Annotated in this window: 22 protein-coding genes; 8 read left to right on the forward strand and 14 right to left on the reverse strand. The window is 72.8% G+C overall.

All coding sequences use genetic code 11. From position 1 onward, the window contains the following. Window positions 1-67: 67 nt before the first annotated feature. Both ACIBH3_RS06780 and ACIBH3_RS06785 read right to left on the reverse strand, forming a co-directional pair. Complete coding sequence (locus ACIBH3_RS06780; RefSeq protein ID WP_396310823.1) at window positions 68-727, reverse strand: hypothetical protein; 660 nt, start codon at window positions 725-727, stop codon at window positions 68-70. Window positions 728-1,112: 385 nt separating this feature from the next. Continuing rightward, a complete protein-coding gene (locus ACIBH3_RS06785) occupies window positions 1,113-2,096 on the reverse strand; it encodes an aldo/keto reductase (protein WP_396310824.1) in 984 nt (327 codons plus the stop codon). 98 nt (window positions 2,097-2,194) lie between these two features. Here ACIBH3_RS06785 and ACIBH3_RS06790 point away from each other — a divergent pair, with 98 nt between their 5' ends. Further along, on the forward strand, window positions 2,195-2,800 hold the full coding sequence (locus tag ACIBH3_RS06790) for a TetR family transcriptional regulator (RefSeq protein WP_396310825.1): 606 nt from the start codon (window positions 2,195-2,197) through the stop codon (window positions 2,798-2,800). 46 nt (window positions 2,801-2,846) lie between these two features. Here ACIBH3_RS06790 and ACIBH3_RS06795 read toward each other — a convergent pair whose 3' ends face one another. The 5 genes from ACIBH3_RS06795 to ACIBH3_RS06815 all read right to left on the reverse strand — a co-directional run bounded on the left by ACIBH3_RS06795 (window position 2,847) and on the right by ACIBH3_RS06815 (window position 7,183). Next, window positions 2,847-3,263 (reverse strand): VOC family protein, encoded by a 417-nt coding sequence (locus ACIBH3_RS06795; RefSeq protein WP_396310826.1) that lies wholly within the window; start codon window positions 3,261-3,263, stop codon window positions 2,847-2,849. A gap of 119 nt (window positions 3,264-3,382) precedes the next feature. Next, entirely contained in the window at window positions 3,383-3,538 is a 156-nt protein-coding gene (locus ACIBH3_RS06800) for a hypothetical protein (RefSeq protein ID WP_396310827.1), read from the reverse strand. A gap of 205 nt (window positions 3,539-3,743) precedes the next feature. After that, window positions 3,744-5,171 (reverse strand): amidohydrolase family protein, encoded by a 1,428-nt coding sequence (locus tag ACIBH3_RS06805; protein ID WP_396310828.1) that lies wholly within the window; start codon window positions 5,169-5,171, stop codon window positions 3,744-3,746. Between the two features lie 302 nt (window positions 5,172-5,473). Further along, the gene (locus ACIBH3_RS06810) at window positions 5,474-6,349 is read right to left on the reverse strand and encodes a helix-turn-helix transcriptional regulator (protein WP_396310829.1); all 876 of its coding nucleotides are present in this window, start codon (window positions 6,347-6,349) and stop codon (window positions 5,474-5,476) included. Between the two features lie 99 nt (window positions 6,350-6,448). Further along, window positions 6,449-7,183, reverse strand: coding sequence for a TetR/AcrR family transcriptional regulator (locus tag ACIBH3_RS06815; protein WP_396310830.1), 735 nt, complete (start codon window positions 7,181-7,183; stop codon window positions 6,449-6,451). 124 nt (window positions 7,184-7,307) lie between these two features. Between ACIBH3_RS06815 and ACIBH3_RS06820 the strand changes: the two genes are divergently transcribed. Beyond that, window positions 7,308-8,807, forward strand: coding sequence for an MFS transporter (locus tag ACIBH3_RS06820; protein WP_396310831.1), 1,500 nt, complete (start codon window positions 7,308-7,310; stop codon window positions 8,805-8,807). A gap of 216 nt (window positions 8,808-9,023) precedes the next feature. On the opposite strand, the gene ACIBH3_RS06825 is transcribed toward ACIBH3_RS06820, so the two are convergent. After that, window positions 9,024-9,563 carry a cupin domain-containing protein gene (locus ACIBH3_RS06825; RefSeq protein ID WP_396310832.1) on the reverse strand — a complete coding sequence of 180 codons (540 nt, stop codon included), beginning with the start codon at window positions 9,561-9,563 and terminating at the stop codon, window positions 9,024-9,026. 178 nt (window positions 9,564-9,741) lie between these two features. On the opposite strand from ACIBH3_RS06825, the gene ACIBH3_RS06830 reads away from it, so the two are divergent. The 3 genes from ACIBH3_RS06830 (at window position 9,742) to ACIBH3_RS06840 (ending at window position 11,731) form a co-directional block, all read left to right on the forward strand. Beyond that, window positions 9,742-10,722 carry a LysR family transcriptional regulator gene (locus ACIBH3_RS06830; protein ID WP_396310833.1) on the forward strand — a complete coding sequence of 327 codons (981 nt, stop codon included), beginning with the start codon at window positions 9,742-9,744 and terminating at the stop codon, window positions 10,720-10,722. A 209-nt stretch (window positions 10,723-10,931) separates the two neighbouring features. Next, a complete protein-coding gene (locus tag ACIBH3_RS06835; RefSeq protein WP_396310834.1) occupies window positions 10,932-11,378 on the forward strand; it encodes an SRPBCC domain-containing protein in 447 nt (148 codons plus the stop codon). Next, entirely contained in the window at window positions 11,375-11,731 is a 357-nt protein-coding gene (locus tag ACIBH3_RS06840) for an ArsR/SmtB family transcription factor (protein WP_396310835.1), read from the forward strand. Before ACIBH3_RS06835 ends, ACIBH3_RS06840 begins: the two co-directional genes overlap by 4 nt. Before the next feature lie 149 nt (window positions 11,732-11,880). On the opposite strand, the gene ACIBH3_RS06845 is transcribed toward ACIBH3_RS06840, so the two are convergent. Beyond that, entirely contained in the window at window positions 11,881-14,115 is a 2,235-nt protein-coding gene (locus ACIBH3_RS06845; RefSeq protein ID WP_396310836.1) for an MMPL family transporter, read from the reverse strand. A 255-nt stretch (window positions 14,116-14,370) separates the two neighbouring features. Between ACIBH3_RS06845 and ACIBH3_RS06850 the strand changes: the two genes are divergently transcribed. The 3 genes from ACIBH3_RS06850 to ACIBH3_RS06860 all read left to right on the forward strand — a co-directional run bounded on the left by ACIBH3_RS06850 (window position 14,371) and on the right by ACIBH3_RS06860 (window position 17,148). Further along, on the forward strand, window positions 14,371-15,594 hold the full coding sequence (locus tag ACIBH3_RS06850; RefSeq protein ID WP_396310837.1) for a histidine kinase: 1,224 nt from the start codon (window positions 14,371-14,373) through the stop codon (window positions 15,592-15,594). Beyond that, entirely contained in the window at window positions 15,591-16,274 is a 684-nt protein-coding gene (locus tag ACIBH3_RS06855; protein WP_396310838.1) for a response regulator, read from the forward strand. Before ACIBH3_RS06850 ends, ACIBH3_RS06855 begins: the two co-directional genes overlap by 4 nt. A gap of 238 nt (window positions 16,275-16,512) precedes the next feature. Continuing rightward, window positions 16,513-17,148: an HAD family acid phosphatase gene (locus ACIBH3_RS06860; RefSeq protein WP_396310839.1), complete on the forward strand. Its 636-nt coding sequence runs from the start codon at window positions 16,513-16,515 to the stop codon at window positions 17,146-17,148. A gap of 92 nt (window positions 17,149-17,240) precedes the next feature. On the opposite strand, the gene ACIBH3_RS06865 is transcribed toward ACIBH3_RS06860, so the two are convergent. The 5 genes from ACIBH3_RS06865 to ACIBH3_RS06885 form a co-directional block, all read right to left on the reverse strand. Then, a complete protein-coding gene (locus tag ACIBH3_RS06865; protein WP_396310973.1) occupies window positions 17,241-18,071 on the reverse strand; it encodes a carbohydrate ABC transporter permease in 831 nt (276 codons plus the stop codon). 92 nt (window positions 18,072-18,163) lie between these two features. Then, window positions 18,164-19,471 carry a carbohydrate ABC transporter permease gene (locus ACIBH3_RS06870; RefSeq protein ID WP_396310840.1) on the reverse strand — a complete coding sequence of 436 codons (1,308 nt, stop codon included), beginning with the start codon at window positions 19,469-19,471 and terminating at the stop codon, window positions 18,164-18,166. Window positions 19,472-19,485: 14 nt separating this feature from the next. Beyond that, window positions 19,486-20,811: an ABC transporter substrate-binding protein gene (locus ACIBH3_RS06875; RefSeq protein WP_396310841.1), complete on the reverse strand. Its 1,326-nt coding sequence runs from the start codon at window positions 20,809-20,811 to the stop codon at window positions 19,486-19,488. Between the two features lie 251 nt (window positions 20,812-21,062). Further along, window positions 21,063-22,763: a glycoside hydrolase family 13 protein gene (locus ACIBH3_RS06880; protein ID WP_396310842.1), complete on the reverse strand. Its 1,701-nt coding sequence runs from the start codon at window positions 22,761-22,763 to the stop codon at window positions 21,063-21,065. Window positions 22,764-23,008: 245 nt separating this feature from the next. After that, window positions 23,009-24,253, reverse strand: a complete 1,245-nt coding sequence (locus ACIBH3_RS06885; RefSeq protein WP_396310974.1) for an ABC transporter substrate-binding protein — start codon at window positions 24,251-24,253, stop codon at window positions 23,009-23,011. Window positions 24,254-24,330 lie beyond the last annotated feature (77 nt).

Here is a 24,330-nt window from a genome sequence, read left to right on the forward strand (position 1 = left end):
CGCCCGGGCCCGGGGCCGGGACGCCTGGGCCCGGCCCCGGGCCAGGGCGGCGGTGAGGTGCCGGCGGCTAGGACTGCGGCACAACCACGGTGATGGGCCGGGGCGTCGTCCCGCCTTCCGGTCGCCCGTCGTCGGTGTCCGCGCCCAGCGGGCCCGGCTCGCCGTCGGCCGGCTCGCCGTCGGCCGGCTCGCCGTCGGCCGGGTCGGCCGGGTCGGCGGTGTCGCCCAGGTCAGCCGGGTGTGCCCCGTCGGCCCGGTCACCCGGGTCGGCGGTGTCGCCCTTCCGCGGCGTCGCCAGCGACACCGCCACATGACCCGCCTGCCAGCGGTACTCGACCGTCAGGAGCAGGACCCGGGTCAGGGTCTGCTCCCACTCGATCATCCCGTTCTGGCGCAGCAGCCTGCGCGCCGCCAGCGTGTCTATCCCGGCCCGGACGCTGTAGGTCCGCGGGTCGGCGACGGTGGCCAGGCCCGCCAGGGCCTTCAGGCAGTACCGCATCAGGTCCGCCGCATGGGGAGGCGAGGACCGGACCAGAGCTCTGCCGAGTGCCACCACCTCGTCGAAGGCGGGCCGGGCGGGGAACGGTGTGCCGTCGGGGAAGGTGGCTGGTACGTAGCTCCAGAGCTCGGCGGCTGTCTCCTCAAGGCGGCTGACGGCGCGGGTGCGCAGGACAGCCCCCGTCGCTTCCAACGTTCCGGTCGCGGAATGCCGTGCATAAGAACCCATGGGACGTTCTCCTCCGACGATCGTGGCGATGTGGTTCGCGCTCCCTGCACCCTTCCAAGGCGGCGGAAGTGCCGAACCGACCGCCTTCATTGACGCCCCCTCGCCCATCGGGCGCCCGGCCGGTCGCCTGCGTTGCGCTGTACGGGCAACCGCAGAGACTCGGCACCGTGAGCCGGTTGGGGCCGTGTGCAGCGATGGTACGAGCGGATCGCGCCCGTTTGTCCATGCCTGGAGAGAGCCCTAACGGTCGCCTAAGGTGCCGCTCATCCTTTCGAGTACCCGTCAGTACGGCCGTCAGCCGCTGCGGTGACAGTGCTGCGGGCGGGGCGGGGCGGGGCGGGGCGCCGGGACGGAGGTCGGCGAGTGCGGCGGCCGTCGGCCCGGCTCAGCCGTTGAGGTTGCCCATGAGCTCCGGGGCGTAGCGGTCGCCGGACGCCACGCCCTGCGGCGCGACCGCTTCGAGCGCGGCGAAGTCCTCGTCGGTGACGATGACGCCGGTGGCGGCCACGTTCTCCTCCAGGTAGCGGCGGCGCTTGGTGCCGGGGATGGCCACCGCGCCCTGGCGCGTCACCCAGGCCAGCGCCAGCTGGGAGGGAGTGACGCCCTTGGCCTCGGCGAGACGTCCCACCTCGCGGACCACGTCCAGGTTCCGGGCGAAGTTCGCGCCCTGGAAGCGCGGGTCGGTGCGGCGGAAGTCGTCGTCGGCGAAGTCGTCGGGGTCGGTGATCGCCCCGGAGAGGAACCCGCGGCCGAGCGGCGAGTACGCGACCAGGCCGATGCCCAGCTCGGTGAGCGTGTCGACGACGCCGTCCGTCTCGATGCCCCGCTCGAAGAGCGAGTACTCGGTCTGCACGGCGGTGATCGGGTGGACGTCGTGGGCGCGGCGGATCGTCCCGGGCGCGACCTCGCACAGGCCGATGTGCCGGACCTTGCCCTCGGTCACCAGCTCGCCCATCGCGCCGACCGTCTCCTCGACGGGGACCTGCGGGTCGACGCGGTGGAGGTAGTAGAGGTCGACGTGGTTCGTGCCCAGGTGCCGCAGCGAACGCTCCAGCGAGCGGCGGACGTAATCGGGGCGTCCGTTGTGCCCGCGCAGCTCGCCCTCGTCGGTGAACTCGATGCCGGTCTTGGTCGCGAGGACGGCCTGCTCCCGTCGCCCGGCCAGGGCCTTGCCGAGGAGCTGCTCGTTGCGGAACGGGCCGTATCCCTCGGCGGTGTCCAGGAGGGTGATGCCGAGCTCCAGGGCCCGGTCCAGGGTGGCGAGCGACTCGCTCTCGTCGGTCGCGCCGTAGAAGGCGCTCATGCCCATGCAGCCGAGGCCCTGGACGGAAACGGTCAGGCCCTGGCTGCCGAGTGCGCGGTGCTTCATGATGGTGCTCCTCATCGGTGTAACTAACTGGTTAGTTCGACTGTGCGCCATCGATCCATGGATGTCAATAACCGGTTAGTTACCTGTACGCTGTGCGCATGGCCGGAGACTCCCGAGCAACCCGCGCGCGTCTGCTGGACGCCGCCTTCGCCGAGTTCGCCGAACACGGCCTGGCCGGCGCCCGGGTCGACCGCATCGCCGCCGCCGCCGGGGCGAACAAGCGGCTGATCTACGTGTACTTCGGTAACAAGGAGCAGCTCTTCGACCACGTCGTGGAGCGCTGCCTCGCGGAGGGGTCCGAGGTGGTGCCGTTCGACGTCACCGACCTGCCCGGGTACGCGGGGGCGCTCTTCGACCACCTGGTGGCCCGTCCGGACCTGATGCGCCTGGTCGCCTGGAAGCAGCTGGAACGGCCGGGCGCCACGGACTCCGAGGCGGCCTCCTACCGTACGAAGGTCGAGGCGCTCGCCTCGGCGCAGGCCGCGGGGCGGGTCGAGCCCGGCATTGCCCCGGCGGACATCCTGGCCCTCACGCTCGCGCTCGCCCAGGCGTGGTTCACGGCCGCCGGCGGCACGGGCGCCCTGCGGGGTGCGGACGCGCGGCAGGGCGCGGACGGCCCGCAGTCCGAGGCGTTCACCGCCCACCGGGCCGCGGTGATCGAGGCCGTCCGTCGGATGACGTCCACCGCCGCGCCGGCCGGCTGACCTTCGCCGTCCGCCGGGCGGTTGCGTCGATCGGGGTGGTCCCCGTTCAGGCCTGTTGCTCGCTGATGTTGATGAGCCAGGTGATGCCGAAGCGGTCCGTGCACATGCCGAAGACGTCACCCCACATCTGCTTCTCCAGCGGAACCGACACCGTGCCGTCGCCGGAGAGCTTGGCCCAGTAGCCCCGGAGTTCCTCGGCGTCGTCCCCGCTCACGCTCACCGAGATGTTGTTCCCGGGCTTGTGGTCCATCCCCGGCGGGACGTCGGCGCCCATGAGGGTGAAGCCGCTGTCCGTCTCCAGCATGCTGTGCATGATCTTGTCGGCGGCGTCTGCGGCACCCTTCTGGCCGAAGTCGCCGAAGGTGTTGAGTGACAGGGTGCCGCCGAAGACCCCCTTGTAGAACTCCATGGCCTGCCGGGCGTCGCCGTCGAAGCTGACGTAGGGATTGAGTCGAGAAGGCACGAAATCGTCCTTTCGTGACGAAGTGTCCGTTCTCGCAGACTAGGCGATCCGCTCCCGACGACCGGGTCGACTCGCCCCGCCCCGGGCGACCCCGGCTCGCGTTGGCGGGGGCGCCCGGGTCAGGAAGCTGCGAAGGCCGCGAGGATGAGCAGCAGCGCCAGGCCCGCCACGATCGACCAGCCGCGCCCGCCGGAGGGCCACCGCATGGGCTGGTGGTGCTGCCGGGGGCGGCTGTTCTGTCCGGAGTTGTAGTCTCCGTCGCCGGTGTCACTCATCGCATGTTCCTTCGGTTGTGCTTGCCGGGCCAGCCTGCCACCTCGTGCCCGGTATGCCCACCCTTCGTTCGGCGGGGCTCGCCCGACCCGGGGTAGCGAGTTGCGGGTCGGCGCGAGGGGCAGTTCGACGGTCGGCGTGGGCGGGCCGGTCCCCGGCCGGCTGCTGGAGCGGCCGGGGCAGGCCCATGGGGGTAGGTCGGGGTGCTCAGGACTTCCGGGCGTTGAGTACGTGGTCGCGTGAAGCGGCGACCTGGGCGCGCAGGGCCGGGAGGTCCACGCCGAGGACCCGGCCGTTCCACTTCCGGGGCTCGCCGTCGACGAGCACGGTGCTGATGTTGCGGGCGTCGCAGCCCAGCACCACGGTGCCGACGGCGTCGTTGAGCGGCATGTTGTTGAGGTCTTCGGCCCGGATGACCAGCAGGTCCGCCTTCTTGCCCGGAGTGAGCGAACCGGTCACCGCCTGAAGGCCGTTGGTGCGTGCTCCCTGAAGGGTGGCGAAGTCCAGGACGTCGAGGGAGGTGATCCGGGCCGGCCGGCGGTCGGTGCCGTGGGCGGCGTTGACGGCACGCATCCGCTGGATGGCGTGCAGGGTCCGCATCTGCGTGAACATGTCGCTGGCCAGGGCGACTTCGACGTCGATGCTCAGTCCGGGCCGGATGCCGACGGCCAGGGCCTCGTCGACGGCCGGCACGGCACTGTCCAGGCCGATCTGCGCGTCGGAGGTGGGGGCCAGGGACACGGTGCTGCCGCAGTCGGCCATCGCCCGCCACGCCTGCGGGGTCAGGCCGGTGGCGTGGATGAGTGTGACGCCGGGGCTGAGGAGGCCGTCCTCCGCCCAGCGCAGCACGGCCTGCGAGGACGGCGTCCCGAAGACCGCGTCCACGCTCACCCCGACGCCCAGCTCCGCGGCCGTACGCGCCAGTTCGGGCCCGTACGCCAAGGCCGGTCCGGCGATCTCGTCGGTGGCGAGAGCGGCCACCCGCAGGGAAAGCAACTGGTCGTCGCTGCTGAAGTACCGGTCCTTCAACCGGGCCAGGTCGCCCGGCCACTGATGGTCCCAGTCGCCGAAGTGCGGCCCCATGGAGGCGTGTACGCCACGGATGCCCGAGTCCAGGAGTGCCTCGATCGCCGCGTCGGAGTGCTCGGGGGTACGGGAGTTGTGCGAGAAGTCGAGCATGCACGTGATGCCGCTGTCGATCGCGGTCAGGGCCGCCAGCCGGGTGCCGACGTACATGTCCTCGGGCCGGTAGACCGTGGCGTGGCCGGCCAGGGTGGCCGCCACGTAGCCGCCGAGGTCGTCGACGTCCGGCATGATCCGGCGCAGCTGGGTCTGCCAGGCGTGCCGGTGGGTGTCGACGAACCCTGGGCACAGGACCGTGCCGGTGGCGTCGACGACCACCGCGCCTTCCGTGCTGAGGCCCCGGCCGACGGCGGCTATGCGGGTGCCCTCGACGAGGAGGTCGCCGCGGTCAAGGATGCCGAGGTCCGGGTCCATGGTGACGATGGCGGCGCCGGTGAACAGGATGCGTCGCCGGGGATCCGCGGACCGGCGGTGCAGTTGGGCGAGTACGGCGGCGGCGGTGCTGCCGGTGTTCGTTGCGGTACTGGTCCTGCGGGTGTTCACGGGGCTCACGGGGTTCCACTTCTGCGTGCTCGGAAGCGGCGGCCTCCGGGCCGGGCGGCCGCCGGTCCCCAGGTTCGCGTGGCCCGGGGGCGCACTGCCAGGCCGCCGTTACCCCAGGTGCGCCACACCCAGGAACCGCACACCCGGGTGGCGTGCGGCCTGGCCACCCGGCACACCGGAGGCGAGGCGGGGTTGGTCCCGCGGCGCGAGCGGTGAGCGGGCCCGGGCTGTGCGCCCTCAGCCGGCCTGAACGTGTGTCAGGGGATGAGGACGGCAACGGGGTGGCGCCGGGGCCGAAAGCGACCCGGCGGCTACGTCTCTGCGGCCACCGGCTCGCGGCCGGGCAGCCCTTCCGCGACGGGTGCGCGGTGCCCGGCGGGTGGGGCGAGCTCGGCGAACGCCGCGGCGGTGCCGCTGCCGGGCTCGGCCTGGTAGACGATCAGCTGCTGTTGCGGGGCCTCGTTGACGGTGAAGGCGTGGAACTGCACCTCCAGCCCACCGACCCGGGAGTGGTGCAGGTCCTTGTGCTGGAGCGTCTTTCCCCCTACGTCGTGCCGGGCCCAGAGCGCCGCGAACGCCGGGCTCCTCGCACAGAGCGTGTCGACCACCTCGCCGATCCGCGCGGAGGCCGGATCACGGCCGTAGGCTGCGCGGAGCTCGGCGGCGCAGCCGTGTGCGGCCCGGTGCCAGTCCTGGTAGAAGCCACGGCCGGCGAGGTCGAGGAACACCATGCGGGCGAGGTTGTCGAATCGCTCGAAGCCACTGTGCAAGGCGGCGGCGAGGGCGTTGTGCGCCAGCACGTCCAGGGCCGGCCCCAGGACGAAGGCGGGCGTGCCCGGCCAGTCCGCCAGCAGCCGGCGCAGCTGCGGGCTCACCTGCTCGGGGCCGCTGACCGGCCGGTGGGGCCCCGGAGGTGTCCGGGCCAGCCGGCGCAGGTGGCCGGCGGCGGCGCCGTCCAGGTCGAGTGCCGCGGCGAGGGCCTCGACGACCTGGGCCGAGGGGCTGCTCTCCCGGCCCTGTTCCAGGCGCATGTAGTAGTCGGAACTGACACCGGCGAGGACGGCGACCTCCTCGCGGCGCAGCCCGGGCGCCCGCCTGCGTCCGTGCGCGCGCAGGCCCACGTCCTGCGGTTTGAGCGCTTCGCGCCGTGCTCGGAGGAACTCACCCAGCGGAGTGCTGTCACCCATGGCCCCAGGCTAGTCGAGCCGCCGTGGGTGCCCTCCGGCGGATCGGGCGGGGTGGGCGCGCGCGGTGCCGTGCCCCGCCGTGCGAGTGCCGGTGGGGTGTCAGTCGCGGGGGAGCCGCAGCGCCAGGCCGTCGAGGACGACCTCCAGGCCGTAGGCGAACTTGACGTCGCGGATCTCGGCGGGGCTGAGGGCCACGGCGTCGGCCCTGGCGTCGGCGTACGCGTTGGCGAGGTGGCTGTGGCCGGCTGCGGCCTGCTCCGCGGCGGGCATGAGGCGGGCGATGAACGCGGCCTCGCTCTCGCCGGAGCGGGCGACCGTGGTGAGCCAGGCCGCCTCGGTGGTGCTGGTGCCGATGACGTAGCCCAGGACGGTGTCGATCGCGCGGCCGGGCTCGGGGAAGCCGGCGGCCGCGAACAGGGCGGTCAGGCGCTCGGAGAAGGACATCAGGTTGGGGCCCAGGTAGGCGAGCCCGGCCTGGCCGAGGACCGAGGCCAGCCACGGGTGGCGCAGGGCCGTCGCCCGGAAGGACCGGGCGGCCTCGGTGGCGGCGCCGCGCCAGTCGGGGCCGTCGGCGGGCGGGACCGTGATCTCGGCGACGACCTCGTCCACGGCGAGCTCCATCAGCTCGTCCTTGGTCGCGACGTGCCGGTAGAGGGAGGTCGCGCCGGCGTTCAGGCGGGCGCCGAGCTTGCGCATGCTGAGCGCTTCGGCGCCCTCGGTGTCCAGCATGACGATCGCCTCGCGGACGATCGCGGACCGGCTGAGCGAGGGCCGCTGGGGCTCGCGCTGCTCGCGGGCCCACACGGACGGGATCGGGTTCGTCTTGGCGGCCATGGCGCTCCTTGGTGGGTGCAGCGTTCACATGAAGAGTACAGGGGCACCGGTTGCGCACGGCGATCCTTGATGCGTACAGTGTTCGCAACGCCGGAGCAGTGTTTGCAATTCGGAAGGAAGCCTGATGGAAACCCGCAATCCACGCCGCTGGTGGATCCTCGTCGTGCTGTGCCTGAGCACGCTGGTCCTGGTGGTCGACAGCATGGCGCTGACCGTCGCGGTGCCGCAGATGACCGAGGACACCGGAGCCAGCGCCCAGGACATCCAGTGGATCCTGGACTCCTATGTCCTGGTCTTCGCGGGCCTCCTGCTGACCTCCGGCAGTCTCGGTGACCGGTTCGGCCGCCGGAAGGTCATGGTGCTCGGCCTGCTGCTCTTCGGTGCGGCCTCGTTGGCCGCGACCTTCTGCACCGACCCCGGCGAAGTGATCGCCGTGCGGATCGCGATGGGCGTCGGCGGGGCGCTGATCATGCCGTCGACGCTGTCGATCCTCATCACCGTCTTCGACGAGGACGAGCGCGGGAAGGCGATGGCGGCGTGGGGCTCGGTGTCGATGCTCGGCCTGGTCGGCAGCCCGGTGCTCGGTGGTGCGCTGATCGACCACTTCTCCTGGCACTCGATCTTCTTCATCAACGTTCCGGTCGTCGCGCTGGCCGTCCTGGCGGCCATGACCCTCATGCCGGAGTCGAAGGGGCCGTGGCAGAAGCCCGACCCGCTCGGTGCGGTGCTGTCCGCGGTCGGTATGACCGCCCTGATCTGGTGGATCATCGAGCTCCCGCAGCACGGCGCCTTCGGCGGCCGGTCGGCGCTCACCCTGGCGGTCGCGGTCCTCGCCCTCGGCGCCTTCGTGGTCTGGGAGAACGTCACCTCCGCACCGATGGTGCCGCTGGCCCTGTTCAAGCAGCGCAACTTCAGCGGCGGTTCGCTCTCGCTGACGCTCGTGCAGATCGGCAACGGCGGCCTGCTGCTGGTGCTCACCCAGTACCTGCAGTTCGTGCTCGGCTACTCGCCCGTCCAGGCGGGCCTGGCGTTCGTACCGCTGGCCGTCGCCGCGCTGATCGGCAACGCCGCCGGCGCCGGGCTCGCCGCGAAGATCGGCAACCGCGTCCTGGTGCTGGCCGGGATGCTCGTCATGGCGTCCTCCTTCGGGCTGCTGGCCACCGTCTCCGCCGCCTCCGGCTTCACCGTCCCGGCCCTTGCGCTCGGCCTGCTCGGCCTCGGCGCCGGCCTGGCGATGCCGGCTGCGGTCGGCGCGCTGATGAGTACCATCCCGGCGGAGAAGGCGGGCGTCGGCTCGGCCCTGAACGACACCATCCAGCAGGCCGGCACCGCGCTCGGCATCGCGATCCTCGGCTCGCTCCTCTCCAGTGGCTTCACCCGTGAGATGCCCGCCGACACGCCCGAACCGGCGAAGCACTCGATCGCCGGCGCGCTGGCCGCCGCCCAGGGGGACGCGGGCCTGGTCCACGCCGCCCGCGAGGCCTTCACCAGCTCCATGTCGGCCACCTTCACCATCAGCGCGATCGGCGTCCTCGCCGCCGCCCTGCTGGCCGCCGTGGTCATGCGGGACACCAAGCCCGCGCCCGCCCAGAATCCGGCGCAGGACTCCGAACTCGTCGCCTGACCCTGACTCTGGCGAGAGGAAGGCCGGTGCCCCACGAGGGCGCCGGCCTTCCTCCATGGCCGGCCCGGTCGGCCGGGCTCGACGGCGGGGGCTTCGGAGCCGGCGTCCGGTCTCAACCGGTCGGCGTCGCCGCTCGCTCCCCGGCGGCCCGCGCCTCCCCGTCCGCGCTGCCCACGCGTCGGATGGCGCTGCCGTCCCGGTAGGGATGTCCGCCGATCAGTGCGTCCGGGACCGTGTGCGTCGCCACCCCGTGGCGTCCGTGAAGTGCACGTCGTAGCGCTCCTGTTCGGTGAGGAGGGCATCGAACGTGTCCTGACCCGCGGCGATTCGGCCGAGGTGGCGGAAGTAGCCGAAGCGTTCGACGGCGGGTGCCATGACCACCAGCAGGTCGGCCGTGCTGCCGGGCGCCGCTCCGAACGCGTGCGGAAGGCCGGGCGGGATGATCAGGAGGTCGCCGGCGGCGACGGTGGTCAGGTGGTCGCCGAGGAGGAACTGCGCGGCGCCGCCGAGTCCGTAGAACAGTTCGGAGGACCGCCCGTGGCAGTGCGGCCTGGCTCCGTCGGCGCCCTCCGTCAGGGTGAGGCGGTTGACGCCGAAGGCGCTGCCGCCGTGGCTGCCGTCTCCGTCGGCCAGCAGGTGGAAGGCGCTGCCCGCGGCGAGGGCGACGACCTCGGCGTGCGCCGCGCGCACGAGGGTGGCCGACCCGGCGTGGGGGACGGCCTCGCGGGTGGGGTCGGGGGGCGGCTGCTGGGGCATCTGCTCGTCCTTCGTAGGTGGTCCGGCGTAGGAGGCCCGGATGATCGGGTTCCATTCGACCGCGGGAATAGCCGGCGAACCAGAAGCAGTTGGCGATGGCACCGATCAGTGATCGCGATGGACCGGCGCACCGGCCGGAGGACCTCGCGCGCAAGGCCGGCAACTCGATGGGGGGATCGTGGAGCTCCGGCAGCTGGGGTATGTCGTGGCGGTGGCGGACGAGGGCGGGTTCGGCCGTGCCGCCGAGCGTCTGAACATCGTCCAGTCCGCGGTCAGCCAGCAGGTCCAGCGGCTGGAGCGCGAGCTGGGGCTGGCCCTCTTCGACCGTTCGGCCCGGCAGGTCCGGCTGACGGCCGCCGGCGAGCGCCTGCTGCCCGAGGCCCGCGCCGTCCTGGCGGCGGCGGAACGCACCCGCCGGGTCGCGGCCGAGATCGTCGACGGTGTCGACGGCGTGCTGCGGCTCGGCGCGGTCCACGGGCCCGGCGATCGCCTCTACCGCGTCCTCGCCGCGCTGGCCGGTCTCGCCCCGCGCCTGCGCGTGCGACTCAGCCGGGCCGCTCCGGCGCAGCGCCTGGCGCAGGTCCGGTCCGGTGTGCTGGACGCCGCCTTCATCCGCGGTCCGGCGACCGTCCCCGGGCTGGAGCTGATCCCGCTGTGGAACGATCCGCTGTACGCCGCCCTGCCCGCCGACCACCCGCTCGCCGGTCCTGCGCCGGCACTCGACGCGCCATCAGCCGGGGCACCGCTGCGCCTGGAGCAACTCGCCGGCCTGCCCCTGCGGCTGGCCCCCCGCGCGGGCAATCCTCCGTTCCACGACCTGGTGACCGGGGCGATGCGCGCGGCCGGGCTCGTCCCGACGGCGCCCGGGCCCGCGTTCACCACGCTGCGGGAGACCCTCACCGAGATCGGCGGCGACCTCCCGTCCTGGACGGTGTTCTACCGCGTGTGCGACCTGCCGCCGATCCCTCGCGTCAGCTACCGCCCGCTGGCGGACCTCTCCCTCGTCACCTCCCTCGCCGTCCGCGGTGGGCCGCCCGCACCGGCCCTGCGTCATCTTCTCCAGGCCCTGTCCGACGTGACCGGCCGGCAGCCGGGCGTCCGTGCGGCGCAGCCGCCGTCGGCGGGTGGCGCACCGGCCCCGGCAGAGCAGCGCGGCTGAGGGCGGCCCTGACCCGCAGGATCGCCCCCGTCCCGGCGGCCCACAGGCGGGCGAGGTGCCGCGCGAGGGGGTGTCGTGTGAGGTGCCGTGCGATCAGTGCCGGCCCTGATCGCACGGCCGGGCAGCTACTGCAACCCTTGGGTTGCGCCTCCGAGGGTGATGTGCAACTCTGGAGTTGCACCCCAATCCCGACATGAAGGAGTTCCCTGATGAGCGAGGACCGGATCGAACGAGAGACCCTGATCGAGGCGCCCGTGGAGCGGGTCTGGTCGCTGGTGACCGAGCCCGGGTTCTGGGTGACCGACAAGCCGGGCCGGTCCGGCGCGGTGGCGAAGGAGGGCGAGTCGGTGGTGGCGAGGAACGCCGAGTACGGCGACTTCCCGGTGCGCGTGGAGAAGATCGAGGAGCCGACGTACCTGGCGTACCGCTGGGCCAGTGCCTTTCCCGGGGAGGAGCTGCGCGAGGACAACAGCACCCTGGTGGAGTTCACGCTGACCTCGGAGGGCGACAAGACGCGCCTGCGCGTCGTCGAGAGCGGCTTCGCGGCGCTGGCCGGCTCGGAGGAACTGCGCCGCAAGGCCGTGCAGGACAACACCGGCGGCTGGCCCCAGGTGCTCGACGCGTTCAAGAAGCGCACCGAGCAGTCGGCGGCGTGACACAGGAGCCTCGCGGCGCCGTCGAGGCGGCCGGCAGCGTCCTCGCCGCGCTGGCCGATCCGACCCGGCGTCAGCTGCTCGACCTGCTCGCGGCGCAGGGTGAGGCCACCGCGACGGCGCTCGCCGAGCGGCTGCCCGTCTCGCGTCAGGCGGTGGTCAAGCACCTCGCCGTCCTGGACGCCGCCGGGCTGGTCTCCGGCAGCCGGGCCGGACGCGAGGTGCGGTACGCGGTGCGGCCCGCGGCGCTGGACGCGACGGCGCGCTGGATGGCCGAGCTCGCGTCCGACTGGGACCGGCGGCTGGCGGACATCAAGCGCATCGCCGAGGCGGCGGAGCGGGACTCACACCGGTAGGTACGGCGGTGCTCGGCGCAACAGCGGTACGGCGGTAGGGCGGCCCCGCAGTCCGGCAGTCCGGCAGTCCCGCAATCCGGCAGCGGTGCTTGCCGTGACACTCGCGTCACGACAAGCACCGGTGCCGTACCGGCCTGTGGGAGCACGGGTCAGTAGATGGAGATCCGCTCGGGCGTCGGCTCCGGCGCAGGCGCGGCCGCGCCGTGCTGCGCGTGGTGGTGGTCCGCGGAGCGGCCCGGGCGGACCGGCCACCAGAGGCTACGGCCCAGCAGCGCGGCCACCGCCGGCACCAGCACCATCGACAGTACGAACGCGGAGAGCATGATGCCCAGCGCCATCGCGAAGGCGACCTGCTCGCTGCCCGGGGTCGTGGCAAGGCTGGCGAACGAGCCTGCCAGCACGACGCCGGCCGTCGCGATGGCCGGGGCGGTGTGCCGTACCGCGCGGGCCACGGCGGCGCGGGCCGGGCCCGGTCGCTGCATCTCCTCCCGGATCCGGTCGCTGATCAGGATGTTGTAGTCGGTACCCAGCGCCACGACGAACAGGAACAGCACCAGCGGGAGGACGAAGCTGACACCGGGCCTGTGCAAGCCGTGCTGGAACAGCAGGGTGGCGGCGCCGAGTGTGGCCGCGAAGCCGAGCCCGACGCAGAGCATCAGTGCCACCGGTGCGAGCAGGCTCCGCAGCAGCAGGAGCAGGATCAGTGCGATCAGCGCGGCCGCGACCGGGAAGACGATCTTGAGGTCGTGGTCGACCGCGGTCGAGATGTCGGCGAAGATCGCGGCCGTGCCGCCCACATGGGCCGTCGTGCCGGCGGGGGTGTGTGCGGCGACCGTGGCCCGGACCGGTCCGGACGCGAGGTCGCGGGCCTGCTGGCTCTGCGGGTCCGCCGTCAGGTAGAGGTCGATCCGGGCGGCCAGGTGGTCCTCGTTCAGCGCGCTCCGCCCGACCTGGCCGACGCCCTCGACCTGGGCGAGCGCGTGTGACAGGCCGTCAAGCCGTTCCACACTGAGGGTGCTGCCGTCCGTGGCGGCGACGAAGACGCTCGTCGGGTCGGACACACCGGCCGGCAGTGCGCGGGAGATCTCGGCCGCGGTGGCCGCGGCGGGGGTGCGGGCACCGCCACCGTCGTGGCCGTAGTCCATCCGGATCCCGGCCATCCCGGCGGCCAGCGCGCCCAGCAGGGCGACGGAGGCGGCCAGCAGCGTCAGCGGCCGTCGCGCGACCAGCGCGCCGAAGCGGGCGGCCAGGCCTGGGCGCGGCTCACGCCTGAGGGCGCGAGAGGGCCAGAACATCTTGCGTCCGGCGGCCGCGAGCAGAGCCGGCATCAGGGTCAGGCTGCCCACCAGCATCACCAGCACCGCGATGGCGATGGCCGGGCCCAGCGAGCGGAACTGCCCGAAGGTCGCCACCCCCAGCGTGGCGAATGCGGCCACGATGGTCAGCGCCGCCGAGGTGATCGCGTTGCCCACCCGGCCGGCCACGTCGGCGGCCACCGCGCGGGCGGGCTGCTCGGGCCGGGCCCGCAGCTGCTCGCGGAAGCGGAACAGCAGGAACAGCAGGTAGTCGACGCCGATGCCGAGCAGGACCACGCTGATCAGCCCCGGCGTGCTCGCGTCCAGCTTGAGGCCGGTGAGCGTCGCGACGCCCGCGACGGCGCCCGATGCCGCGCCGCCGATCAGTGCGACCGCGATCAGCGGCAGCAGGGCCGCCAGCACGCTGCGGAACACCAGCACGTTGAGCAGCACGATGAGCCCCATGACGAGGATGTTCCCGATCAACGCGGCCGCCTTGTGGGAATCGGCGGTATCGACGGTGTCGGCCATTCCCCCGGTGAAACCGGTACGCATTCCCTCCTCGGCGAACAGTGTTCTGGCGGCGTCCCGGAAAGCGCGGTAGACCTTCTGGACGCCCTCGTCCGCGGAATTCCCGATGAGTTCGACGGAGAGCAGCTCGAAGCTCCGGTCGGGCGCCACCATGGCCGGAGCGACCCGAGGAGTCTGGGAGTGGTCCGGGACGAGGAAGGGCGGGTCGTCCTCGGTCCGGGGCATGATGACCCGGCGCTGGGCCAGCTTCGCCGCTCCGGCCTCGACCCGATGCTGGTCGGCGGGGGTGAGGGCCTTGCCGTCGGAGCGGGCGACCAGCACCGTCACGGTGCTGGCGTCGGGCTTCACCCCGAACTTCTCCTCGGCGATTCTCAGGGCGGCGGCCGAGTCGTAGCTCCCGGGCAGGAAGTCCCCGCTCTGGCTCTGGGTGACGCGGGCGAGCAGGATCGGGCTCAGCAGACTCAGTGCGATACCCAGCACCGCCCAGAGGGCGATGACCTTCCACGCATTTCTGGTGGAGAATCCGGTCAGGGCGCGGATCAAGATTTCCTCCGGCATGGCGGCTTGCAATTCCGGGGGTTCCCGGCCGGCATCCAGACCATCACGTCACCGGGCCCCGGGTCGTCCTGGCAGCGGATGAACCGGACCGGGGCCCGAGGTCCGCCGCCGGCCGGCGACCAGGACCCTGGTCCTGGTCGGGGATCCGCCGTAGGGCCCGTGTCCGGGCCGATGGCCGGGTGCCAGAATGGATCATGACGGCGGCACAGCCGCGCCGGGCGCCCGCCCGGAGGGCCGGACCCAGGGGGAACAGACATGCGCAGGCGCCGGCACCCCGGGCCCGGCCTCCTCGCCCGCAGGCTGCCGGGCGGCGACGTCCTGCCCTGGACCCGCGACGAGGCGCTGGTGGCCATCGGGGCCGGTGCGATCGACCTGCTCGGCTACTCGCTCCTCAGCGAGACCGACGATCACCCCGTCACCGTGACCGGGCTCCTTCTGATCATCCTGTCGGCCCTGCCGCTGCTCGTCCGACGCCGTCATCCGGTGTCGGTGATCGCGGCCGTCCTGGTGATGGGCTCGGCACTCAGGCTGACCGAGCCGATGTCCAGCCACTTCGGCGGCGTCCTCACGGTCGCCCTGTACTCGCTCGCCAGGGCCTGCACCGGCCCGATCACGGCGCTGGGGTCCGCCGCGACGGTCCTGGTCAGGCTGCTGAGCCAGAGCTACGGCCGGCTTCCGTCCTGGCAGGACCTCCTCGCCGACGTCGTCTCCGTCGGGCTCGTCATCGGCACCGCCCTGGTGGTCAACCGCTGGCAGCGGGAGGTGGCGGCCAACCGCACGCTGCTGGCCGACCGCGCGGTGGCCGAAGAACGCCGCCGCATCGCAAGGGAGTTGCACGACATCGTGGCCCACCACATCACCACCATGCAGCTGATGGCCGGCGGCGCCCGGGCCAACCTGGCGGGCGACCCGGAGGTGGTCCGCGACGCCCTGGTCACCCTGGAGACCTCCGGACGGCTGGCCCTGCGCGAGATGCGCCAACTCCTCGACGTCCTGCGGGCCGGCGACGAACCGGAGGACACGCCCGCGGCGCCCCAGCCCGGCGCCGGCGACCTCCACCGCATCGTCGCCGACTCGACGCTCGCCGGCCTGCCGACCGAACTCAGCATCCGCGGGGAGGAACGCCCGCTGCCACCGGCCCTCGGCCTGACGGTGTTCAGGATCGTCCAGGAGGCGCTCACCAACGCGGCCAAGCACGCCGGCCCCGCCCGTACGTGCGTGCGGCTGACCTACCTTCCGGACCGGATCACCGTGGAGGTCCGTGACGACGGCGGGGGAGCACCGCCCCGGGAGGGCGATCGGCCCGGCAGCCGGCCCGGGTACGGGCTGGTCGGTATGCGCGAGCGGGTCGCCCTGCACGGTGGCACCCTGCGGACCGGCCCGCAGGACGGCGGCGGGTTCGCGGTGGCGGCCGACCTGCCGCTGACCCCCGACGAGGCGGCCGAGGCAGCCGCAGAGCGAGGGGAGCCGCGCCGATGACCGGGGCGCCGCAGAAGATCACCGTGCTGATCGTCGACGACCAGCCGCTGGTGCGGCGCGGCCTGGCGCTGATCCTCGGCCCCGACCCCTCCATCGAGGTGGTCGCCGAGGCCGAGGACGGAGCCCAGGCCGTCGCCCTCGCGCACCAACTGCGCCCGGACGTCGTGGTGATGGACATCCGGATGCCCGTCCTGGACGGGGTCGGCGCGACCGAGGAACTCGCCGGCAGCCTGCCCGAGTGCCGGGTGCTGGCCCTGAGCACCTTCGATATGGACGAGTACGTGGTGGCCGCCCTGCGCGCCGGCGCCTACGGGTTCCTGCCCAAGGACATCTCCCCGGAGGAACTGGGCGCGGCGATCCGCATCGTCCACGCCGGCGAGGCGACCGTCGCGCCGCGCCTGCTCACCCGGCTGATCTCCACCTATGTGCGGGCGCCCCGCAACGCGCCGCCCCCGCTCGCCGCCGGCCCGGGCGACCTCACGCCCCGCGAGGTGGAGGTGTGGCGCCTGATGGCCACCGGTCTCGACAACGGCGAGATCGCGTGCGCCCTGGACATCAGCCTCTCCACCGTCAAGAACTACATCACCAGCATCTTCGGCAAGCTCGATGTGCGTGACCGTGCCCAGGCGGTCATCGCAGCCTACGAATCCGGCCTGGTCACCGTCGGCGCCGGACGATGAGCCGGCCGACTCGGCTGCCGCGGGCCGGCCCGGCGACACCGACGGGGCGGGGGTCGGCCTGGCGCAGTCGCGGAGTCTTCGCATTCTCACCAGATGATCGTTACTTGCCGGTAAGTCATAAGTCTGTTCAAGGACTTCCCGATATGAGAGGTTGCCCTGCCCGCCCTGCGAACAGCCGCCGGAACGGGCTCCCTTCCTTCGAGTGAATCTGGTGACAGCTATGAGAATTGCCGGCAGAGTGATCGTCCCCACCGTGGTCGCGGGGGTACTCGCCCTGGGCTTCGCGGCCCCGGCCACGGCCGCTCCGGCCGCTGCGGCGCCGGCGGTCGCCGCCCCGGTCGCCCCCGCGGTGTCAGCCCCCACCTCCTTCCTGGCAGCGAGTGTGACCGAGAGTCAGTGGCTCTCCGACGTGCGGGCGGCCATCGCCCCGGCACGGACCTGGATCGAGCAGCGCTCGGCCGCTGCCGCGGCCTCGGGTGAGCGGCCGGCGATCGTGTTCGACATCGACAACACGACGTTGCAGACGCACTTCCACCCGTTCCTGCAGCCCGCTATCCCGTCGGTGCTCGAACTCGCGCGCTTCGCGCGTTCGCGTGGTGTCGCCATCATCTTCGTCACCGCTCGCCCGGACTTCATCGAGGAGCTGACGGAGCACAGCCTCCAGCACGCCGGCTACACCGTCGACGGCCTCTACGGCCGTGACTTCACCGACCTCTTCGAGCCGGTGCAGGACTTCAAGACGGACAAGCGCATCGAGGTCGAGCAGCAGGGCTACACGATCATCGCCAACATCGGGAACAACACCACCGACCTGGTCGGCGGCCACGCGGAGCGGACCTTCAAGCTCCCCGACTACAACGGCCTGCTCTCGTAGTACCGGGGCGGTAGTACGCGCGGTGCCCCATGGTGACGAGGCTTCAGCCCCGGGGCTGTCGCCTCGTCACCATGGCGCTGGTACGCGGCGGCTCACTTGACCGATCCCGCCATGGCGCCCTGGACGAAGTAGCGCTGGCAGGAGAAGAACACGAGCACCGGCACCAGCAGCGACAGGAAGGCGCCCGGCGCCAGCACGTCCAGGTTGGCGCCGAACTGCCTCATCTGGGACTGCAGTAGCACCGTCAGAGGCTGGGAGTCGCTGCCCGCGAAGACCAGGGCGACCAGCATGTCGTTCCACACCCACAGGAACTGGAAGATGGCGAGGGAGGCGAGTGCGGGCCCGGCCAGCGGCAGGGCGAGCTTGCGGAAGATGGCCCACTCGCCGCAGCCGTCCATCCTGGCGGCTTCCAGGATCTCCTGCGGGATCTCCAGGAACTGGTTGCGCAGCAGGAAGACGGCGAACGGCAGTCCGTACGCGACGTGGAACAGCACCACGCCGGGCACCGTCCCGAACAGGCCGACCGCGCCGAGCAGTTTGGCCACCGGGATGAGACCGATCTGGACCGGCACCACCAGCAGGCCGACCACCACCACGAACAGCCGGTCCCGGCCGGGGAAGTCCAGCCAGGCGAAGGCGTACCCGGCGAGTGCGGCCAGGGCCACGGTCAGCAGGGTGGCCGGCACGGAGATCAGTACGGTGTTCCAGAACGCGTGGAGCACCTCGCCGCCGGAGAGCAGGGCGGTGTAGTTCTCCAGGGTGAGCCGGGCGGGTTCGCCGAGGACGGTCCACCACCCGGAGGCGGCGCTGTCCTGTTTGGGGCGCAGCGAGGTGATCAGCAGGCCGACGGTGGGCATCAGCCACAGCGCGGCGGACAGCAGCAGCACGGCCTGGACGAGTCCGCTGCGGGTCAGTGCGCCGATCCGGGCGGCGGGGCCGGGGCGTGGCGGGCGGCCGGTGGCCGGGGCGGGCCCCGCCGCCGGGGTGTCGGCGGTGGGACGGGGGAGCAGCTCGGTCATCGCGGGCTCCTGCGGAAGCGTCGGATGTTGAGGATCATGGCGGGGATCACGAGCAGGAGCAGCAGGACACCGAGGGCGCTGCCGAGTCCCTGGTCGTTGCCGCCGCCGAAGGAGACCAGCCACAGGCGCAGCGCGAGGACGCCGGAGTCCTGCTGGACGGGCCCGGGGGCGATGACGAAGACCAGGTCGAAGATCTTCATCACGTTGATCACCATGGTCACGAAGACCACGCCGAGGACGGGGGCGAGCTGCGGCACGGTGATCCGGCGGAAGATCTGCCACTCGCCGGCGCCGTCCATCCGGGCCGCCTCAAGGGTCTCGCGGGGCAGGTTGGCGAGGCCGCCGGCGATGATGACCATGGCGAAGCCGGCCCAGATCCAGATGTACGCGCCGATGATCGCCGGGGTCACCAGGGCCGGGCCGAGCCATTCGATGCCGCGGTAGGGGGCGGCGAAGTCGGCGGCGGGCAGGTTGACGGCGCCGGTGGCGTGCCCGGGGAACCGGAAGGAGCCGTCCGGTGCGGTGGTGGTGGTCGCCACCGTCCGTGTGCCGTCGAGAAGTTGGACGGTGATGCCGGGCAACCCCCGTTCGCCCGGGTCGACCTTGCCCGGGGTGCCGCCGCCGGGGGTGACGTCCAGGTAGACCACGCCCCGGACGCCGTCGCCGGGGAGGTCGGTGGCGGCCGGCCGGGCCTCGGACGGAAGGGCGGCGGGCTGGATGCCGACCAGCGGCACGGTGAGCGCGGCGGGCCCGTCCGGTTGGACGGTGCGGGCCTCGGCGGTGCGCACCGAGCCGTCGGGCAGGGCGGTGGGCCCGCCGGGCCGCGGGCGGGCGCCGGGGTAGGTGGTGGCGGGGTCGAAGGTGTCGTGCACGGCGGTGGCGGCGGCGTTCAGCACGCCGCGCTGCGGGTCCTGCTCGTACACCAGGCGGAAGGTGATGCCGGCGGCGAGGAAGGAGATCGCCATCGGCATGAACACCAGCAGCTTGAACGCGGTGCCCCAGCGGACCTTCTCCGTCAGCACGGCGAAGACCAGGCCGATGGCGGTGACCAGGGCGGGTGCCACGGCCACCCAGATGGCACTGTTGCGCAGTGCGGTGAGGTTGGCGTCGTCGCCGAACGCCGTCCGGTAGTTGCCGAGTCCGACGAAACCGCTGCCGGAGGCGTCGAAGAGGCTGCGCACCACGGACCAGCCGATGGGGTACAGGACGAACGCGCCGAGCAGGGAGAGGGCCGGGAGCAGGAAGAGCAGGGCGAGGCTCCGGCGCCGCAGGGCGGCGCCGAAGCTCCGGGGAGTGGATGCCATCGTCTGTCGGCCCGTCAGCCCTGGTAGGCGGCGGCCGCGGCGGCTTCGAGACGCTGGGCGGTGCCGTTGACGTCGGAGGGGTCGGCGAGGAAGTCCTGGAGGATCTTCCACTCGCCGCTGCCCTGGGTGCCGCCGAAGGCCGCGGGGGCCTGGTCGGAGAGGTCGAAGCGGAAGGTGTCGGCGGCCGCGATCAGCGACTCGGCGGTCTGCCGCGTGGTGGCGTCCGGGTAACGGGCGGTGTCGAGGGACTTGTTGGGCGACAGGAAGCCGCCTGCCTGGGCCCAGACGCCGGCCGCCTCGGGCGTGGCGAGGAACTCCAGCAGTTGCTGGGCTGCGTCCTTGTGCTTGGCGTCCTTGAGGACGACGGCCGCGTCGCCGCCGCCGACGACGGGCGGCTTGCCGGTGCCGACCGCGGGGAAGGGGAAGAACCTCGCGTCCTCGCCGACCTTCTTGCCCAGGTCGCCGGAGATGACGGCGCCGACGAAGTCGCCCTCGTAGACCATCGCGGCCTTGGGCTTGTCACCGAAGACCTGCTGGACGGACTCAGGGAAGTCGGTCTGCAGGGCGCCCTTGCCGCCGCCGGCGACCAGTTGCCGGTCACCGAAGAGCTTGCCGAGCGTGGTGAGGGCGTTCACCACGGTCGGGTCGGTCCAGGGGAGTTGGTGCTTGGCCAGCTTGTCGTAGTTCTCCGGGCCGGCCTGGGAGAGGTAGACGTTCTCGAACCAGTCGGTGAGCGGCCAGCCGGCCTCGCCGGCGACGGAGAAGGCGGGCAGGCCGGAGTCGGACACGGCGTGGCCGGTGGCCAGCAGCTGGTCGAAGGTGGCCGGGGGCTTGGCGCCGGCGCCGTCGAGGGCGGAGGGGCTGTACCAGACGGTCGACTTGTGGGCGGCCTTGAAGTACAGGCCGTACAGCTTGCCGTCCACGGTGCCGTAGTCGCTCCAGACCTTGGCGAAGTCGTGCTTCAGCCGGTCGGCGACGGTGGGGGAGAGGGGCTCCAGCCAGCCCTTGCGGGCGAACTGCTGGAGGACGCCGAGCTGCGGCATCATGACGACGTCCGGCGGGTCGCCGCCCTCGACCTTGCTCCCGACCAGGGTGGAGACGTTGTCGCCGGTGGAGATGTAGACGGTCTTGGCGCCGGTCTTGGCGGTGAAGGCGTCCAGTACCTTCTGGAAGTTCTTCTGCTCGGCGCCCGTCCAGGTCGCGGCGACGCTGACGGTCTGTCCGCTCAGTGGCTTGGCGCCGGCGTTGTCGGCGGCCGGGGTGGTGGTGCCGCAGGCGGTGGCGGTGGTGGCCAGGCCCAGGGCGGCCGTCAGTGCGAGGGCCGGTCGTCGGGTTCGCATGGTGGGGGTGTCCTCTCGGTGTGGCAGGTGCCGGCCGGGGCCGGGTGCCGTTCGGGGGTGGGATCGGTCCGGTCGGAGGCGGCCGGACTGCCGGGCAGAGATGGGGAGAAGGTGCGGCCCGCCCCACGGGGTGGGGTCCTTGGGGCGGGCCCCCGCCGCCGGGGCGGGAAGTGGCCGGCGGCGGCGCCGCGCGGTCGGCGCGGCGGGATCAGGGGGCTCGGAGGGGTGGGGCCGGGGGCTCGGGGGCTCCGTCAGAAGGAGCGGCCGTCGCGGGCCCACCAGGCGGTGGTGCCGGCCGGCAGGATGCCCGGCGGGCACGGGCCGCTGGCCAGCAGCGGCTCGCCGTCGACGGGCGCGAGGGCGGGCCCGTCACCGAAGTTGACGGCGCACAGCAGTCCTTCGCCGCGGACGAAGGCGAGCACGCCCGGCGGGGTGTCCAGCCAGCGCAGGGTGCCCTCGCCGAGCTGCGGGAGCACCCTGCGCAGGTGCAGGGCGTCGCGGTAGAGGTGCCAGGCGGAGCCGGTGTCGGCGAGCACCCGCTCGGCGGTGTGCGCGGCGAAGTGCGCGGGCTGCGGCAGCCAGGGCTCCTTCGCGCCGGCCGGGCTGAAGCCGAACGGCGACTCGAGCCCGGACCAGGGCAGGGGGATGCGGCAGCCGTCCCGGATGCCCACCCGACTGCCGGTGCGCTGGAAGATGGGGTCGGTGATGAGATGGTCAGGCAGGTCGTCGACCTCGGGCAGGCCGAGCTCCTCGCCCTGGTAGAGGTAGGCGGCGCCGGGCAGGGCCAGCATCAGCAGGGCGGCCGCGCGGGCCCGGACGCCGCCGGAGAGTTCGTCGGCGGCGGCGAAGCGGGTGGTGGTGCGGACCTGGTCGTGGTTGTTGAGCACCCAGGTGACGGTGGATCCGGTGGCGGCGATGTCCTGGACGGCCTCGTCGATGACGCGGTGGAAGTGGGCGGCGTCCCAGGGGGCGTGCAGCAGGTGGAAGAAGAACGCCTGGTGCAGCTCGTCGGGGCGTACGTACGCGGCCTGCTCGGCGGGGGTGGGCACGGATGCCTCGCCGACCAGCAGCCGGTCTCGGCCGTCGCGGGCGGTGTACTCCTCGCAGATCGCCCGCCAGTGGCGCCACACGTCGTGGACCTCGGGCTGGTTCCAGGCCAGCGGGTTGACGGAGTCGCGGGTGCGCTCGTCGGCCTCCGGGTCCGGGGAGTCGGGCAGTTCGGGGTGCTTGTACAGGCCGGCGGCGACGTCGATCCGGAAGCCGTCGGCGCCGCGGTCCAGCCAGAACCGCAGCACCCGCTCGAACTCGGCGGCGACCGCCGGGTCGCGCCAGTTGAGGTCGGGCTGCTCGGGTGTGAACAGGTGCAGGTACCACTGGCCCCAGCTGCCGTCCGACTCGCGGACCCGGCTCCAGGCCGGGCCGCCGAACATCGCCCGCCAGTTGTTGGGCGGCAGTTCGCCGTGCTCGCCCCGCCCGTCGGCGAAGTGGAACGGAGCGCGTTCGGGGCTGCCGGGTGCGCCGGCGAGCGCCGCCCGGAACCACGGGTGCTCGCTGGAGCAGTGGTTGGGCACGATGTCGAGGATCAGCTTGAGGCCGAGCAGCCGGCAGTCCTCGACGAGGTCGTCGAAGTCGTCCAGGGTGCCGTACAGCGGGTCGACGGCGCAGTAGTCGGCGACGTCGTAGCCGTGGTCGTGCTGCGGCGAGACGTAGAACGGGTTGAGCCAGACGCCGTCGACGCCGAGCCGCTTCAGGTACGGGAGGCGGGTGCGCACGCCGGCCAGGTCCCCGATGCCGTCGCCGTCGGAGTCCTGGAAGCTGCGGACGTAGACCTGGTAGATCACCGCGTCCCGCCACCACCCGTGATCCGGGGTCGCGGGAGCGTCCGGAGCCGTGATCAGCAGGCCGAGACCGGGTGGGGGTGGAGGGTCGCCGGGCAGGGGAGACCTGAGCATGTGTCACCTCGAAGAGAGCACGGCGCAGCGGCCGCGCGAGTCGCACGGTCCCCGTTCGCGCCGTCCCGGGCGGCGGGGATGCATGCATGTTATGTATGCCGGAAGATGACGTCCAGGGGTACTGGCGCGTTAACTAAGGGGAGAGCTGGGGCGTATCCGGACATAAGGAGAGGGCTCGGATACTTAACAAGTAAGTATCCGAGCCCTCGAAGGAGAGATCCGACCCGAAAGCCGTTCCGCTACCGCTACCCGCCGACGATCTCCCGGAGATCCGCCGCCATCCGCGACACGGCCGCGTCCGCCGTACCGCGGCCCAGCAGCGCGTCGTACGAGGCGGCACTGATCGCCAGGCTCAGCTGCTGGTACGCGGCCACCGACGGCCGCTGCACCGCCGTCTCCAGCCCGCGCCGCAGCACCGGCAGGTACGGATAGCGTCGCACCAGCTCGGCATCGGTGTACAGGTCCGCCCAGACCGGCGGCACCCCGCCCTCGGTGAGTACCTGGCGCTGCACCTCGACACCGGTCAGGTAACGGATCAGCTCCCGCGCCGTCCGCTGGTGCCGGGAGGCGGCACCGACCGCCAGGTTCGAACCGCCGAGCACCGCCGCGCCGGCCCCCTGCGGCCCCGGCAGCGGCGCCACCCCGAACCTGCCCGCAACCTTCGATCCGGCCCCCGCGGCCTGCGGATACACGTACGGCCAGCTGCGCAGGAACAGCAGCCGCCCGTCCTGGAACGCCTGCCGCGACTCCTCCTCGCGAAACCCCAGCGCCTCGCGGGGAATCCAGCCCTCGCGCACCCCACCGGCCAGGAACTCCAGCCCGGCCCGGGCCTGCGGGCCGTCCACCGCCACCCGCCCGCCGCCGTCCAGGAACCGCCCACCCGCCGAGGCCACCGCCTCCGCCACGTTCACCGTCAGCCCCTCGTACGGCAGCAGCTGGCCCGCGTAGCCCTCCAGGCCGTGCCGGGGCGCGACCGTCCGGGCGAGCCGCGCCAGATCCGCCCAGGTCTCCGGCACCCGCTCGCCCTCCGACTCCAGCACATCCGAGCGGTAGTACAGCAGGCCGACGTTGGTCACGAACGGCACCGCGTACAGCCGCCCCTCCCACCGCCCGGTGCCCACCGCGGCGGGCAGCAGCCGATCGGTGGGGATCTGCGCCTCGTCGAGCGCGGCGATCCACCCGCGCTGCGCGAACTCCGCCGTCCACACCACGTCGAGGTTCACCACGTCGAACCGGTCGCTCCCGCGCGACAGGCCCTGGGCCAGCTGCGCCCGGACCTCGTCCGCCGCGTCCGGCAGCTCCACGAGAGTCGCCCGCTCCTGCGGGCGGGCGGCGTTCCAGCCGTCGAGCAGACCCTGCAGATAGCCCGCCCGGTCCCGGCCGGTGGCCAGCGTCACCGGCCCGGTACCGGACCCACCGCCCCGCCCGGCGCCCTCGCCGGGCAGCGAACAGCCGTCCGTCAGCAGCGCACCGGCCAGCAGCGCCGCCAGCTTTCCCACACTCCGACGGCGCACCGCACCGACCTCCAACCTCGCCCGCACGACCGCCCCGGCGGCGGGTACACCCC

It is taken from the genome of Kitasatospora sp. NPDC050543 (assembly GCF_044457565.1).
Taxonomy (GTDB): domain Bacteria; phylum Actinomycetota; class Actinomycetes; order Streptomycetales; family Streptomycetaceae; genus Kitasatospora.